Source organism: Chitinophaga sp., from assembly GCF_035761305.1.
Classification (GTDB): domain Bacteria; phylum Bacteroidota; class Bacteroidia; order Chitinophagales; family Chitinophagaceae; genus Chitinophaga.
Genome location: NZ_DASTRI010000260.1, coordinates 1 through 14,564, shown reverse-complemented (window position 1 = coordinate 14,564; position 14,564 = coordinate 1). Strand labels below are relative to the sequence as shown.

Here is a 14,564-nt window from a genome sequence, read left to right as displayed (position 1 = left end):
TACAGGCTGTACTACCGGCTGCGGCACGGGAGGCGGCGGCGCAGGTGCTGCCTGCGGTTCCTTATTGCCAAAGCGCTCCAATTCCTCTTTATAACGTTTTACAGCCTTGTATATGCACATGGCGGTTTCGTTTTGGCCATTGGCGGAGTTCAGGTATTTTTCCTCTTCGGGGTTGCTGATGAAGCCCAGCTCTACCAGCACGCTGGGCATGGCGGTTGCCTGCAATACCCAGATGCCTTTTTCGTTCCGCTGGCGGGCGCCACGGCTGATACGGCCTACTTTGGTAAATTCATCCTCTACCATGGCGGATAAGCGCAGGCTTTGGTCAAAGAAGGCGTTGCGCAGGGTGTTAAGCAGTATAAAGGTTTCCGGGTCGGCGGCATCCATTACTTCCTTGGCTTCTTCGGAATTACCATCCAGCACCATTACGGAGCTGGCCTTTAATGATTCTGTTTTAGCATCGTTCTTACTGGTGGCCCATACATAGGTTTCTGTACCCTGTGCTGTGCTGGGGGAGTAGCTGTAAATGGGCACCCTTACGGCTACCTTCCGTTTCCCTTTTCTGCGGTATACGGTACGGTGCCCGGTTACGTGCCTGGTTTTGGGAGCAGAATTACAGTGTATGGATATAAAAAGGTCGCCGTGGGCATCGTTGGCTATTTGTGCTTTACGGCGGGGATCATCAAAGCGGTCCACTTTTCGTGTATACACCACCTTTACATCGGGCATATTTTCTTCCAGCAGTTTTCCCAGCTTGAGGGCTACGTCCAGGGTAATCTCTTTTTCAGTGGAGTAGCTGCCACGGGCGCCAACATCTGTACCGCCATGACCTGCATCGATCACAATGGTACGGAGCGGGCTATCCGGGTAGTGTTTAGGTTTAGAAGGCTTATCAGGCGTAGCCTGTACAAATAAGGTAAAGATAAATAGTGTTCCGCATCCTAAAATCCAAAGTCGGTTCCAGCGCATGTTGCAAAATATTTATTTAATGGGCGTTAGTAAGTCAGTTACGAATTATCAATTACGAATTACGAATTGGACGGTGCGCCAACAATCTGGCGTCTTACCGCCCACGCGTTAGGCGTTCTGCGTTAAGCGCTCAACATTCATCTGTAATTAATAATTGATAATTGATCATAAGATCGTTAATACTTTTATAAATCTGCAAAACCGGTGTATCACCGGCCGCTCATTTTCGTTTTACGAATGATAATAATTTGTATAAAAACTTGTAGGTTTGTGCCCGCTTGACACATGAGCCCTGACCACAAAAATAATTATAAAAAATTTTTCAGACAGTACCTGTTCGTGGCAGGTGCTATCTTTGCTTTTATCCTTATTATAGATGCATTTGCCTGGGCGGCGCCACACAGGAACGTATATTTTAACAAAAGTTTCACATATACCGTGCCGGCAAACCCTGATACCGTGCCGCTTTCCAGGGCGCAGCCGCAGGATAGCGCCCGTAAAACCAGCGATACCATCCCCCCACGGACAGACAGCACCGCCGCAGATACCACCGGGCTCGCTACTGACACTACTGTGGTAGATACCACCTACATGCCCAAACTGTCGAAAGACAGCCTGGATGCGCCTGTGAACTATAAGGCCAAGGACTCTATTGTGCTGCAGATACCTACCAAGCGCTTTTACCTGTACGGCAATGCCAACACCAAATATAAAACGGTAGACCTGACTGCTGAACGTATGAACTTTAGCCAGGAAACCGGTGTGCTGGAGGCCACTACCGCAAAAGACACCAGCGGCAAGGCTTTTGGCCGGCCGGTGCTGAAGGACGGTGAGCAGAACTTTGACTCCGATACCTTACGGTATAACTTTAATTCCCAAAGAGCTAAGATCTATAATACCCGGTCGCAGTATGGGGAGGGCTATATTCACAGCCAGCAAACCAAGCGTGAGGCGGATAATACCATTTTCGGCTTCAAGAACGGGTATACCACCTGTAACCTGGACACCCCCCACTTCCAGTTCCGTGCCCGCAAGATAAAGGTAATACCTGACAAACTGGTGATTTCCGGCCCGGCCAACCTGGAAATAGAAGGGGTGCCTACGCCGTTATTTATTCCTTTTGCCATATTTCCCATTACCCAGGGGCAGCGTTCGGGCATATTGCCGCCGCAGTACGTGGTGAATGCACAGAAGGGGGTGGGATTGGAGAACGGAGGCTACTACCTGGGCCTGGGGGAGCATTTTGACCTTACCATGCGGGGCGATGTATACTCCTACGGCAGCTGGAGCTTAACAGCCAGTCCAACATACCGCGTGCGCTACCGCTATAACGGCGGCTTAAACCTGAGCTTTGCCACCACCCGTTTTGGCGACCCGGCCGTAAAATCAGAGTTTACCCGTTCCCGTGATTTCCGTGTAACCTGGAACCACAGCATGGACAGCAAGGCGCGGCCTGGCGTAAACTTTGGCGCCAACGTAAACTTTGGTACCTCCTCTTACAACCAGTACAACGTATTTGATTATTATACCAGGGTAAATAACAACATCGGTTCATCCATCAGCTTTTCGAAAACATGGCAGGGCAAACCTTATAACCTGACCATGAGTTTGAACCACCAGCAGAACCTATCTACCAAAGACATATTCATCTCTTTCCCGGATGCCTCTTTTAATGTAAATACCATTTATCCCTTTCAGCCCAAGGAACTGGTGGGTGCTCCGAAATGGTATCAGAAAATAGGTATTTCCTACAGCACGGTGCTGCGTAACAGCGTGAACTTCAAAGACACGATGTTCCTGAAAAAGGAGATGTTTGACCGTTTGCAAACCGGTATGCAGCACACCATACCTGTTTCTTTTTCCATCCCGGTAGGAACATTCACCCTGTCGCCGGGCATTAACTATTCGGAATACTGGTATACCCGTAAAATGATCCGTTCCTGGAACCCTCACCGGTTTAACCCCGCCACTGATACCCTGGGCGGTATAGATACCACCTACCAGACCGGCTTTTTTGCCGCCCGGCAGGCCAGCGCCAGCGTATCTCTTTCCACCGCGATGTACGGGATGTATGTGTTTAAGAAAACATCCAAGATAAAGGCCATCCGGCACGTAATGCGGCCTACTGTGAGCTTAAGCTACCAGCCTAACCTGGCCCGCAGCGCCTATGACTCCCTGCGGTATGGCTTTGACCCGGAGGACGTAAGCCGCGTATCTTATTTTGACGGATCTGTAGTGGGCGTGCCCGGTGAAGGGAGGGCCGGCCTTATATCGTTCGGGTTGGACAACAACCTGGAAATGAAGGTGGCCTCTAAAAAAGACACCTCTGCCGCCAAGGAAAAGAAGATAAAGCTATTGGATGGTTTTGGCATTAACGGCAGCTATAACCTGATAGCGGATTCGTTCAAGCTGTCGACCTTCAGCATATATGCACGTACCAACCTGTTTGATAAGGTAAATATTTCCGCCAGCGGTAATATTGATCCGTATGTTGTAGACAGGCGGGGGCACCGGCTGGACAAGTATGTATGGTCGGCCGGTAAGCTAAGCCTTGGACGGCTCACAAATGCCAACATTACCATGAGCACCTCTTTCCAGTCGAACGATAAAAAAAGCAAGGAAAAGGAAAAGACCAAGGAGGAGATAGAAGACCAGGAATTAACAGGGGATGCCGCCATGCAGGCGCAGGCGCGGCAGATGCAGATGGTGCGTAATAATCCCGGTGAATACGTTGACTTTGACATTCCCTGGCGTATAGACCTTTCGTACAGCTTAACCTACAGCAAATCCATTATACCGGATTCTGGCGGGGTGGTGGTAAACTTTAACCAGTACCTGAACTTTAACGGCGATTTTAGCCTTACACCCAAGTGGAAGGTAGGCCTGAACAGCGGTTATGACTTCATTAACCATGAAATAGCGTATACGAATATGTATATCTCCCGCGATCTGCATTGCTGGCAGATGTCTATTAACCTGATACCATTTGGTACTTACCGGCAGTTCAGCATCACCATCAGCCCCAAATCCGGGTTACTGCGTGACCTGCGCATTAATCGAACGCGGCAGTTTTACGACCTTTAGCGTAGCTATGCCTGGGCAGAGAGGCCCGGCGCGCCGGCAGTGCGCTGCTCCCTGTACTGTTCAATATATTCCCACATGGCTTTGAACACTTTTTCTTTCAGGACAGGCATATCGTCCTTACCTAACCCTTTGGTGGATATAGGCGGCAGAAAGTGAAAGTCTATTACATGCGGCAGGGCATAAAAGATGCGGCCCGGCGGCAGTATTTCGCGGGTATGGAATAATACGGCCGGCATAATAGGGTGCTGCGTATCGATGGCCAGTGAAAAGGCGCCATCATAAAATGATTTCAGCGGCTGGTCTGTTTTATTGCGGGTGCCTTCGGGGTACAGGATCATGTGCATGCCCATGGCCAGCACTTCCTTCATTTCTTCGTAGCTGTGGCGGCGGCTGTTCTCATCTTTACGGTCTACCAGCACACTGCCTATTTTATACATTACGCCGAACAGCGGGGTGCGGGCCATTTCAACTTTGGCCAGGGTTTTATTAAGGCCGGGCACACCCGGGGTGGTAACCGGTACATCCATAAGGGAGTTATGATTGCATACTACAATGTAGTTAACGCCGGGCTCAAAGTATTCCAGTCCTTTTCTTCTTACGGGACAGAACAGCAGGGGCATAAATACTTTCATCCAACCGCGGGCCAGCATAAAGAACCAGCGGGTTCTCCTGGGCTCTGGTAACAGCGATACCAGCCACATTGGGATAAACATGATGAGAATATTGACGGAGAAGAACAATAACCCGTACGCCGCATATAAACGGCCAAGAATATTCTTTAACCTGCTCATAAACAGTTGACAGTCAGTGATTCACTCACCACGGCCATGCCCATGACCGTTAGTTGTTTCAAGGGATAAATGTAACTAATATATCAATATAAAACGGGTTTAGTCCAGACGCCAATCAACAGGGGTAATACCGGCTTTGGACAGCAGCTCATTGGTTTTTGAGAAGTGGCGGCAGCCGAAAAAGCCTTTGTCGGCGCTAAAAGGAGAAGGGTGCGCTGCTTTCAGGATATGATGTTTGGTAGCATCTATGAGCACCTGCTTATCCTGCGCAAATTTTCCCCACAACAGGAACACCACGTTTTCCTTTTTATCAGATATTTTACGGATAACGGCATCGGTAAATGTTTCCCATCCGATTTTGCTATGGGAGGCGGCTTCGCCGGCGCGCACGGTAAGGATGGCATTGAGCAGCAGCACGCCATGTTCGGCCCACTTGGTAAGGTTGCCGCTGGCGGGTGGCGTGAGGCCCAGGTCGGATTTCATTTCTTTATAGATATTTATCAGCGAAGGCGGCGGCGGTACGCCATCCTGCACAGAAAAGCATAAACCGTGTGCCTGGCGGGGCCCGTGGTAGGGGTCTTGCCCGAGTATAACTACCTTTACCTTATCGAACGGAGTGGTATTGAATGCATTGAAGATGAGATTACCGGGTGGGTAAATAGTTTTACCGAGGGCTTTTTCATGTTTGAGGAACATGACGATCTCTCCAAAATAGGATTTGGCAAATTCTTCTTTTAAAGCTTCTTTCCAACTGGCTTCTATTTGTACGTCCATGGCTATAGTATTAGAAAAACGGCTAAATTTGAATTATTGGATGAATTTTTTATAAATTTGCACTCCCAAAAAGAAAGATAAATATAGGGATTTATTTTAAACAATATCGGTAGCTCAGCTGGATAGCGCATCCCGACTGAAAGTCGGGAAGGTCATTGGTTCAGAAGATTGAGGTAACAAAAAAGTAATACATATTGGACCGGTAGCTCAGCTGGATAGAGCATCCCGGCTGTAAGCCGGGAAGGTCATTGGTTCAGAAGATTGAGGTAACAAAAAAGAATACATATTGGACCGGTAGCTCAGCTGGATAGCGCATCCCGAGTGAAAGTCGGGAAGGTTATTAGGAATTGAAAGGAATAATTTAAAAAATAAATCAGGACCGGTAGCTCGGCTGGATAGCGCATCCCGACTGAAAGTCGGGAAGGTCATTGGTTCAGAAGATTGAGGTAACAAAAAAGAATACATATTGGACCGGTAGCTCAGCTGGATAGAGCAGCTGCCTTCTAAGCAGCAGGTCATTGGTTCGAATCCAATCCGGTTCACAAGGCGAAGTTTGAAAAGACTTCGCTTTTTTATTTGGTCTGGACAGTGCATCCCGGCTGTAAGCCGGGAAGGTCATTGGTTCGAATCCAATCCGGTTCACGAGGCGAAGTCAAGACGGCTTCGCTTTTTTATTTGGGCGCATCCGTAAAACAATTGAACGCAGCTTGGTTTTCCTGTTATGCATCCTTTTTTATTAACTCAATATCGCAGTGGAGTTTTATATCATTACCTACTACGAGGTCACCGGCTTCGTTTAATAAATTAAAATTGAGGCCAAAATCTTTCCGGTTAATTTTTCCATGTACTTCAAAGCCCGCCCGGATGTCATTATAACGCCCTTTCCCCATACCTGTGTATTCCACAGCCATGCTCACCGGCAATGTAGTTTCCAAAATGGTAAGGTTGCCGTTTAGCTTATATTCGTCATCCGCTTTGATAAGCTTACCATCAAAGGAAATTTTTGGGTATTTGTCGGCATTTAAAAACATACCGGATTTAAGATGGTTATCCCGTTCAGGATTGTTGGTATCAATGCTTGCGGTATTCAGCTCAAAATAAATTTCAGAATTATCAAAGTCATGTGTACTGGTTATTGCTACAGCACCGCCGAACTTTCTGAAGGTGCCGGAAACATTTGCTATTGCCAGATGCTTTACTTTAAACTGTACCTGTGAATGTTGCAGGTCAATTGCCCATGTTTGTAGGTCCATAAATTTTTTTTTCAAAAGTATGGATGGCCCGGGAGAAGATTTTTCACCTATGTTAAAAAATCACCTGGTTGCCCGGATCCTGCTCAGGGACTGTTGTGCGATGCCCAGGTATTTTGCGAGATCGCCCAGGTTAATACGTTGTATGATGGCGCTGTTCTCCTGCAGAAACAGGTTGTATCGTTCTGTTGCATTTTCTTCAAGCATCTCGCTTATTCGTTTCATCATTTTGGCGGATGCCACAGCTACCAGCTTTCTGAAAAAGGTTTCTATACAGTGATGTTGCTGGCAGAGGGTTTCCATTGCATGATAATTTATCAGGGTTGCCGTGGTGTTTTCCAGGGCTGTTATCATGCACCGGGATGGCGTTTGGGGAAAATAGCTGTCAAACAGGGAGAATAAAATATTTTCGGGAAAGAAACGCATAATAAATTCCTTATCTCCTTTGTAGAAGGAGGATTTTACAAGTCCTTCGTTAATAAAGTACAGGTGTTTGCAAACGTCCCCTTCCTTTAGTAAATACGTTCCTTTATCAAAGGATTTGGTTGTTACATTTTGTAACAAAGCATTTATTGCTGCTTCATCCAGTTCAGAAAACGCTATACAGTATTGAATAAAATCGGCCATTGAACAGGTTATTACATGTGATTTCCGCTAAAAGCAGCTCCGTTGCAGGCAGCTTCAGCCGCCTATATACCCCTTTCCAATCATTTCAAAAAACAGCTGATAGCCTTTATTAACCGGTAAGTCTTTTCTTCTTACAAAAACAGTTTGCACCCGGGCAAAGTTTTTGGGCAGGTGAAAAGTATGAAGATTACGGTACCGGTAATGCTTTTCAATAAGCGCTACAGGCAATAACGTAACGCCAATACCTGCTTCTACGGTGTTTATAATACCTTCCAGCGTATCCATCTCTGCAACCGCAAACCGGCTGATTTGCCACTTTCCCAGCAATGCCTCAAAATGTTTCCTGTAAGAACAACCATCATTAAAAACCACCAGCTTTAGCGGCTTAACAGTTTTTTTAAGCTGGTCTACGCTTGTAATCAAAGAAGATGTGATGATGCCCAGCTCTTCTACCAGCACCGGTTGCACTATAAGTTCCCGGTTGTTCACTTTTCCCGCTACAAAGGCGCCATCCAGCTTATATGAAAGCACTTCCTTAACCAGGTCGGCAGATGTGCCTGTTTTTAAACGGAATTCCACCTGCGGATATTTATCTGAAAAATTCTTCAGGATGCCGGGCGCCCGCAGCGCAGCGGTAGTATGAACACAACCTATTTTAATCAGGTCTGCCACCGTATTATTACCACCCAATACCGCCTTTGTATTTTCTAACAGCAGCCGGATCTCCTTTGCCACTTTCAGCAGATGCGAACCGGCATCGGTAAGCTCAATTTTTCTTGAAGTACGCTCGAACAAACGGGTATCAAAGTACTCCTCCAGGTATTTAATGCGGGCAGTTACGTTGGATTGCACGGTGTTGGTAACCGCGGCTGCTTTGGTAAAGCTGCTATGCTCCGCTACTGCCTGGAATATTTTCAGATCATTGATTTGCATTATCAATCGTTTTTAATGATAAATAATTATCAAAAACAATCGTTTATAAGTATACAAAGCTAAGAATACTTTCGCATTATGAAAGCGAAGACATTAACGGCAACACCGGGAATTATGATACCTGCATTAACCGGCTTTATTGCGCTGCTTATCGGAAACGGCTTTGGCAGATTTGGGTACCCACCGCTGATACCTGCTTTAATAAAAGAACATTGGTTTTCTGTAAGCCAGGCCGACTACCTGGGTGCGGCCAACCTTACAGGTTACATTATAGGCGCGGCTTTTGGGGCCCGTATCAACCGCTATGTCCCTTCCCTTTACCTGATCCGGATTTCGTTGTTTACTGCTACCTTATCCTTTGCCTGCTGCGCTTATCCTTTGACTTTCCCGGTTTATTTTTCATTGCGGTTAATTGCAGGACTGGCCGGCGGAATTGTGATGGTGCTAACGGCTCCCACCATCTTTAAACATACACCTACTGAAAAGAAAGGATTGCTGAGCGGTATTATTTTTTCCGGCGTGGGCATTGGTATTGCTTTAGCAGGCTCCCTTATTCCTGTTTTAGTGCAGATAAGCTTAACAACCACCTGGTTGAGCTTTGCGGTCATATCGCTGATATTTATGCTGATTTCCTGGAATGGCTGGCCGGCAGGGAGTAATGAAAAGCATACTGTTGAAGTACCTGTTACGCTTGCCGGAAACTATTCTACCTGGAACCGCAGCATTATTTTGTTATTGATCTCCTATGCCTGTAATGCAGTTGGCTTTGTGCCGCATACTGTTTTCTGGGTTGACTTTGTAAGCCGCGGCCTGCATATGGGTATTGACCGTGGCACTCAATTATGGGTGCTGCTGGGTATATCGGCGGCGCTTGGTCCCCTTATCAGCGGTTATATGGCCGACGGGATCGGGTTTGGAAAAAGCATCCGTATTAGTTTACTGATCAAGGGAATGGGGGTGATGATGCCTGTTTTTTCCACGGCTTGGTGGTCGCTTGTGCTATCGTCCGTATTTGTAGGAAGCCTGGCCCTGGGCATATCGTCGCTGGCCGCGGGACGGATTACGGAACTGGTTATACCGGGCCTTCAGAAAAAGGTGTGGAGCTGGATGACCATCACCTTTTCAATCACCCACGCGCTTACGGCTTATATAATGTCTTACCTGTTTTCGGTTTACGGTTCCTATTACCTGCTTTTTAAAATAGGTGCGGTGACCCTTATAATAGGGTGTGTGCTTGATTTTATCAGCTCCAGGCGTTAGGCGGGTATTTGCTCGTCCACAGGTACTATATTTGTACACACCAATAAAAAAACAATGAGCACACAGGAGCCATTAAAGCCGGTAAAGCCCGCCGGCCCTTCGGACCACCTGGCCAATGAACGTACTTTCCTGGCGTGGATACGTACCAGCATTGCTGTTATGGGATTTGGTTTTGTGGTGGTGAAGTTCTCCCTTTTTGTACGGCAGCTGGCGCTGGTGGTGGATAGGGATGTGCGGTTGCCCGGCAGGGGATATTCTCCCGTAATAGGCATTCTGCTAATTGCTATCGGCGCTGTTATGTCCCTGCTGGCATTCTTCCGCTACCGCAAAATTGAAAGGCAGCTGAACGGCGGCAGTTTTTTCCCGTCTTTCAGGCTTTCCCTGCTTACTACCATAGGATTGCTTGTTATCAGTGTATTGCTGATTGTATATTTGTTGCTGAGCGCATAAGGGTATGGCTTTAGGCGGCTTTAATCCTTATACAGCTTTGCCCGTTGAACAGCTAATCGCCAACTGTTATTCTTAAATGCATGTCCTGGCGGCCATCCGGAAAACGCTTATTTTGTTCATAACGTTACTGCTTTTTTATCTATCCTCACCTACGGCACATTCAAACGGGGATGCAGGCAATCCTTCCTTATTATACAGGTTTGCGCCGGCAGGATTATCGGCCCAGGCATAACGTACATATTTTGGGTCGGTTACTGCGCTGTTCCATACAATAACCTTATCATCTTCAATTACAGCCTGCGCCCACACGAATTTTTTATCAGGTCCTGCAATGGCAAACTGCTGCAGGGGCTCACCGTCGCAGCTTACAAGCCCGCTGCCAGTGTGGCTGAACCGGATCGCTACTTTATTGCCTGCTGCCTTGCACGACTGGTAAACGGGACCTGCGTAAACAATGCCGTTTTCATGATAGGCTGTTTTTTCTGCTGCCAGCGCCAGGCGATGGCCAACATCTTTTTTATTCAGCGGGTGAATGTCGTTCCACTCACCCAGGTCAATGGTTACGGCCATTGCCGTATTAGGCACGCTCAGGGCCTTTAGCTGCGCATTTCTCAGGATAGCCCAGTTACTTTCCGAAGGAAGGAATTGCCGGTCCATATAATTGGGTAGCTGCACGTACAGGAAGGGTATATCCGGCTGCTGCCACTTATTACGCCAGTTGTTAATCAGCGCCGGCAGCAGCTTATCGTATTCCGCCGGTGCGCCGGCATTGGCTTCTCCCTGGTACCACAATATGCCTTTAATGGAATAGCCGGCCACCGGGGCTACCATTGCATTGAACAGGGATGCGGGCTGGTATTGCAGGGTGATGGCGTTATCCGTATCGCTGCCGGGCATAAAAACTTCGCCCACCTTGTACTGCCATTCCCCTTTCAGGTCAAGCATCGTATCGCCTGCCTGTATGTAATACGGCTTATCGGGTACAAAGCCCCCTTTGCCCCTGTAGTTAATAACCCTTATGGTGATGATGTTTTTCCCCGGCTTCAGCAGGCCTGCTTTAAGCGTATACCTTCTTGGCGGGTACTGGTAAGTAATATTGCCGGCAGGCACCCCATTCACATACAGGTAATCGGCATCTATTATTCTGCCCATAAAAAGCTTTGCAGGTTTACCCGCCACAGATGCAGGTACATCTACTGTTTTCCTGTACCATACAATACCATCCAGGGCTTTTAATCCCTGGTCTTCCCAGTAGCCGGGTATATTAATGCTGCGCCATCCTTTGGGCCTATAGGCCGTATCATACCAGGGTGTAGCAGCGGTAAGGCCTGCATCCATTTGCTGTTGCTGTTCGTGCATAGCTGCAGCAAGCGCTGTTTCCCTGCGGTTAACAGTGTTAATGGCTGCGGTGTCTTGGTTTTGCTGCAGCTTGTTGTAAAGCGCGGGGAATTTTTGCAATGCGTCCTCACTCATCCATGCTTCAATGGGCGTACCGCCAACGCTGGCATTAATAAGCCCTATGGGTACGTGGTATTTTTGATAGAGGTCCAGGGCAAAAAAGTAAGCGGTTGCAGAAAATTGCAGCACATCTGCCGGTGTGGCGGATTTCCAGTAGCCTGTGGGCAGATCATCTTCCGGCTGAACAAGATTGGTAAGCGTGGGAATAAAAAAATGCCGGATGGCCGGATAGTTGGCGCCGGCAATTACTGCAGGGTATTTTTCCTTTACCCGCTCCATGGGCAATACCATATTGGACTGCCCGGAGCAGAACCACACGTCGCCAATAAGTATGTTGTGAAGGGTAATGCTATTGCCGGCTGTGATGGTCATGCTATAGGGGCCGCCTGCCTGTTGGGGAGGCAGGGTAATGGTCCATTTACCATCTGCATTTGCCCGGGCGCTGTAATGCCGGCTGTTAAACAGCAGGCTTACCTTTTTTCCGCCCTGCGCCCAACCCCAGAGGTGCAGTGGAACATCCCTTTGTAATACCATGCTGTCCCTGACCAGGCGCGGAAGCTTCAGCTGACTGTAAAGCGCCTGGTTACAAAAGAGAAGCGCTGCTGCCAGTAAAAGCCACCTGCAGCATGCAGGACGGCGTGATTGTTTGAGGATAAAATGGCGTAACGGGTGCGTTGTACATAAGCCGGGAAGCGGTTGCTGGGTCATAGTTTAGTCTTGTGGAATTTAAAAAGCCGGGTTAGCAGCCGAAGGCGGCGGCTGTTACCTGTGCAGACTAAAATAGCATATTTTATTTGTACAGCTGACAGTCATTTTTTACCTGGTAGCGCCTGCGGGCCTGGTTGGATTTTTGCTTGCTATAACAATAAAGCAGTTACCATGAGCGGTACCCACCCGGGCATATTCAGATCAGGCACCAGCGGACTGGTATTGCCGGTGCCTAACAAGCAGGCATTTCCGGAGGCTTTTAAAGATAAAAGCCGGCTTACTTACTATGGCTCCCTGTTCAATACGATAGAGATCAACAGCTCGTTCTATAAAGTGCCGCAGGCGGCCACGGTGCAGAAGTGGGCAGCCAGCGTACCGGACGATTTTGTATTTACGTTTAAGTTGTGGCGGGAGATCACGCATGTGAAAGCGCTGGCATACAGGCAGGAAGATGTGCTGCGGTTTATGGAAGTGATCAATGCCGCGGGTAGTAAAAAAGGGTGCCTGCTGCTGCAGTTCCCGCCATCGCTGACGGTGGAGTATTTCAGCAGGGTAGCCGCGCTGCTGGACCTGATACAGCGCAGCGATCCGGCGCATACCTGGAAGGTGGCGCTGGAGTTCCGCCATACCTCCTGGTACATTGGCGAAGTATATGAGCTGGCCGATGAATATGCCTGCAGCGTGGTGCTGCACGATATTCCCAAATCAAGGAGCATGCAGCTGAACAAACACGCGCATTTTGTGTACCAGCGCTTTCACGGGCCAACCGGCGATTACCGCGGCGGCTATGCCGATGCGTATTTACTGCAGCAGGCCGGGTTCATACGGGAATGGGTAAATGAAGGAAAAGATGTGTACGTTTACTTCAACAATACAGCCGGCGATGCCGTTAAAAACCTTGTGACGCTGAATAGCTATGTGCATGCGGCTTGTGAAGCGGCACCTTAATACCGGTAAAGTCGTGGCTCCTGGAAGCAATATGCGGCGTGCGTTTTTCCGCGCCAGGCTTTACGATGGTGAAAATAATGCCTCCATACAGGCCAGTTGCTCCGGCCAGTGCGGCATCTATATTGGTCAGCCGGTTTGCAGTGCGAATACCGTAGCGGCCTGTAACGGCTGCTATGCTATAAAAATATCTTCCCTTGTAATATCATAAAACAGGTTCTGCAGCTGGTGTACGTGCGCCAGGGGGCGGCCATAGGGAATAAATCCGCTGGCAGAAGAGTAGGCAACCGGTTGAAACGAGTAACCTTCATCGCGGATATAAATGCTGCTGGAATGGTGGTATTTATATGCATAGATGTTGGCATGCTGCCCTTCTTCGGGCAGAAAGCTGAAATCCAGCAGGTGACCGGTTTCCAGCTGAATGGGATGTACTGCTTTAAACGGCAGCCTGCTCCTGGGCAGCAGTGTGTTGTAGATGTAGCCGTCCAGGATGCCCTCTACCCGGAAAGCGGTTTCCGTCATACTATAATCGTAATACCATACCAGGTTGCCAATGCGCACATCTGTACCTTCTACCATATGCATATATTTATGCTGCAAGTATAGGGCTTATCCCTGCATTTGGAGCTGCATTTCCGCCATCTGCACAAAATAGTGCGGGAAATAACCGGAAAAATATTAGTTTCCGTGGTGTATTTAAATGTCAAAGAAGCCGGCAGCGAAGCCTGCCAATGAAAATGTATATAACGTGGAAAGACCATTAACAGGTACTATTGTGATGCATCCTGTGTCCGACCTGCCGCATGTGCAGTTTAAACGGGGGGATGAGGTGGTTTCAGCACTGGTATATTTTGATCAGCTGGAAGATGCCAAAGAGCATATTGGAAAAACAGTAAAGTTTTACCTGGTAGACCGGCCATACGGGCCGCATATTACGAGCGATGTAGGGTTTGCCAAAATTATCAGCCTTTAACCGCGGGTCTTATATTATTCGTGCCCCCGTTTCCGTTACTTCCTCTTTTTTCTGAAAATCTTTATAATAGCTGCATGATCATCATGCGTACAGGCTTTGCAGTTTCTTCAGGGCCTTCTCCATATTAATGCCCTTACCCAGCACCGGTTTAAATAAATCGCCTTCCTGCCGCAGGCGGTCCAGCGCATTGTGAATGGTAAAGTCTTTCATTTGCAGGCCTTTTTTCACTTCTTTCCAATGCAGGGGCATTGATACGGTGGCGCCTGGCTTTGGCCGCAGGGCATAAGGCGCGGCCAGCGTGGCCTGCGGGCGGTTCTGCAAAAAATCAATATACATTTTGCG

At 48.2% G+C, this 14,564-nt stretch carries 13 protein-coding genes, 1 tRNA gene and 1 pseudogene; 6 read left to right on the top strand and 9 right to left on the bottom strand.

Annotated features, from left to right (window positions below; all coding sequences use genetic code 11):
• A partial coding sequence (locus tag VFS25_RS21755) for an N-acetylmuramoyl-L-alanine amidase (RefSeq protein WP_326464289.1) occupies positions 1-969 on the bottom strand: 969 nt, incomplete at its 3' end.
• Between the two features lie 438 nt (positions 970-1,407).
• Here VFS25_RS21755 and VFS25_RS21750 point away from each other — a divergent pair.
• Complete coding sequence (locus tag VFS25_RS21750) at positions 1,408-4,053, top strand: putative LPS assembly protein LptD (protein ID WP_326464288.1); 2,646 nt, start codon at positions 1,408-1,410, stop codon at positions 4,051-4,053.
• 5 nt (positions 4,054-4,058) lie between these two features.
• Here VFS25_RS21750 and VFS25_RS21745 read toward each other — a convergent pair whose 3' ends face one another.
• Together VFS25_RS21745 and ung are read right to left on the bottom strand one after the other, a co-directional pair.
• Positions 4,059-4,766, bottom strand: coding sequence for a lysophospholipid acyltransferase family protein (locus VFS25_RS21745; protein ID WP_326464287.1), 708 nt, complete (start codon positions 4,764-4,766; stop codon positions 4,059-4,061).
• 177 nt (positions 4,767-4,943) lie between these two features.
• Positions 4,944-5,618, bottom strand: a complete 675-nt coding sequence (gene ung, locus VFS25_RS21740) for a uracil-DNA glycosylase (RefSeq protein WP_326464286.1) — start codon at positions 5,616-5,618, stop codon at positions 4,944-4,946.
• 468 nt (positions 5,619-6,086) lie between these two features.
• Here ung and VFS25_RS21735 point away from each other — a divergent pair.
• A tRNA-Arg gene (locus VFS25_RS21735) sits at positions 6,087-6,160 on the top strand.
• Positions 6,161-6,337: 177 nt separating this feature from the next.
• Here the strand turns inward: VFS25_RS21735 and VFS25_RS21730 are convergent.
• The 3 genes from VFS25_RS21730 to VFS25_RS21720 are packed head-to-tail and all read right to left on the bottom strand — an operon-like array spanning position 6,338 to position 8,428.
• Positions 6,338-6,886: a YceI family protein gene (locus VFS25_RS21730; protein ID WP_326464285.1), complete on the bottom strand. Its 549-nt coding sequence runs from the start codon at positions 6,884-6,886 to the stop codon at positions 6,338-6,340.
• Positions 6,887-6,931: 45 nt separating this feature from the next.
• Positions 6,932-7,495 (bottom strand): Crp/Fnr family transcriptional regulator, encoded by a 564-nt coding sequence (locus VFS25_RS21725; RefSeq protein ID WP_326464284.1) that lies wholly within the window; start codon positions 7,493-7,495, stop codon positions 6,932-6,934.
• Positions 7,496-7,549: 54 nt separating this feature from the next.
• Positions 7,550-8,428: a LysR family transcriptional regulator gene (locus tag VFS25_RS21720; protein ID WP_326464283.1), complete on the bottom strand. Its 879-nt coding sequence runs from the start codon at positions 8,426-8,428 to the stop codon at positions 7,550-7,552.
• Between the two features lie 78 nt (positions 8,429-8,506).
• Between VFS25_RS21720 and VFS25_RS21715 the strand changes: the two genes are divergently transcribed.
• Both VFS25_RS21715 and VFS25_RS21710 read left to right on the top strand, forming a co-directional pair.
• Complete coding sequence (locus tag VFS25_RS21715; RefSeq protein ID WP_326464282.1) at positions 8,507-9,688, top strand: YbfB/YjiJ family MFS transporter; 1,182 nt, start codon at positions 8,507-8,509, stop codon at positions 9,686-9,688.
• A 54-nt stretch (positions 9,689-9,742) separates the two neighbouring features.
• Positions 9,743-10,138 (top strand): YidH family protein, encoded by a 396-nt coding sequence (locus tag VFS25_RS21710; protein ID WP_326464281.1) that lies wholly within the window; start codon positions 9,743-9,745, stop codon positions 10,136-10,138.
• Positions 10,139-10,273: 135 nt separating this feature from the next.
• Here the strand turns inward: VFS25_RS21710 and VFS25_RS21705 are convergent, their stop codons facing one another.
• Complete coding sequence (locus tag VFS25_RS21705; RefSeq protein ID WP_326464280.1) at positions 10,274-12,304, bottom strand: sialate O-acetylesterase; 2,031 nt, start codon at positions 12,302-12,304, stop codon at positions 10,274-10,276.
• 171 nt (positions 12,305-12,475) lie between these two features.
• On the opposite strand from VFS25_RS21705, the gene VFS25_RS21700 reads away from it, so the two are divergent.
• Complete coding sequence (locus tag VFS25_RS21700; RefSeq protein ID WP_326464279.1) at positions 12,476-13,252, top strand: DUF72 domain-containing protein; 777 nt, start codon at positions 12,476-12,478, stop codon at positions 13,250-13,252.
• 171 nt (positions 13,253-13,423) lie between these two features.
• Here the strand turns inward: VFS25_RS21700 and VFS25_RS21695 are convergent, their stop codons facing one another.
• On the bottom strand, positions 13,424-13,828 hold the full coding sequence (locus VFS25_RS21695) for a hypothetical protein (RefSeq protein ID WP_326464278.1): 405 nt from the start codon (positions 13,826-13,828) through the stop codon (positions 13,424-13,426).
• Positions 13,829-13,949: 121 nt separating this feature from the next.
• Between VFS25_RS21695 and VFS25_RS21690 the strand changes: the two genes are divergently transcribed.
• The gene (locus VFS25_RS21690; protein WP_326464277.1) at positions 13,950-14,222 is read left to right on the top strand and encodes a hypothetical protein; all 273 of its coding nucleotides are present in this window, start codon (positions 13,950-13,952) and stop codon (positions 14,220-14,222) included.
• An 81-nt stretch (positions 14,223-14,303) separates the two neighbouring features.
• Here VFS25_RS21690 and VFS25_RS21685 read toward each other — a convergent pair.
• Positions 14,304-14,564: pseudogene (locus VFS25_RS21685) on the bottom strand (DNA ligase D); the annotation flags it as partial.

Excerpts from the sequence above, each read along its gene's own strand:
- VFS25_RS21745 (WP_326464287.1), bottom strand. The coding sequence starts at position 4,766 with ATGTTTATCCCAATGTGGCTGGTATCGCTGTTACCAGAGCCCAGGAGA.
- ung (WP_326464286.1), bottom strand. The coding sequence starts at position 5,618 with ATGGACGTACAAATAGAAGCCAGTTGGAAAGAAGCTTTAAAAGAAGAA.
- VFS25_RS21725 (WP_326464284.1), bottom strand. The coding sequence starts at position 7,495 with ATGGCCGATTTTATTCAATACTGTATAGCGTTTTCTGAACTGGATGAA.
- VFS25_RS21720 (WP_326464283.1), bottom strand. The coding sequence starts at position 8,428 with ATGCAAATCAATGATCTGAAAATATTCCAGGCAGTAGCGGAGCATAGC.
- VFS25_RS21715 (WP_326464282.1), top strand. The coding sequence starts at position 8,507 with ATGAAAGCGAAGACATTAACGGCAACACCGGGAATTATGATACCTGCA.
- VFS25_RS21710 (WP_326464281.1), top strand. The coding sequence starts at position 9,743 with ATGAGCACACAGGAGCCATTAAAGCCGGTAAAGCCCGCCGGCCCTTCG.
- VFS25_RS21705 (WP_326464280.1), bottom strand. The coding sequence starts at position 12,304 with ATGACCCAGCAACCGCTTCCCGGCTTATGTACAACGCACCCGTTACGC.
- VFS25_RS21700 (WP_326464279.1), top strand. The coding sequence starts at position 12,476 with ATGAGCGGTACCCACCCGGGCATATTCAGATCAGGCACCAGCGGACTG.
- VFS25_RS21695 (WP_326464278.1), bottom strand. The coding sequence starts at position 13,828 with ATGGTAGAAGGTACAGATGTGCGCATTGGCAACCTGGTATGGTATTAC.
- VFS25_RS21690 (WP_326464277.1), top strand. The coding sequence starts at position 13,950 with ATGTCAAAGAAGCCGGCAGCGAAGCCTGCCAATGAAAATGTATATAAC.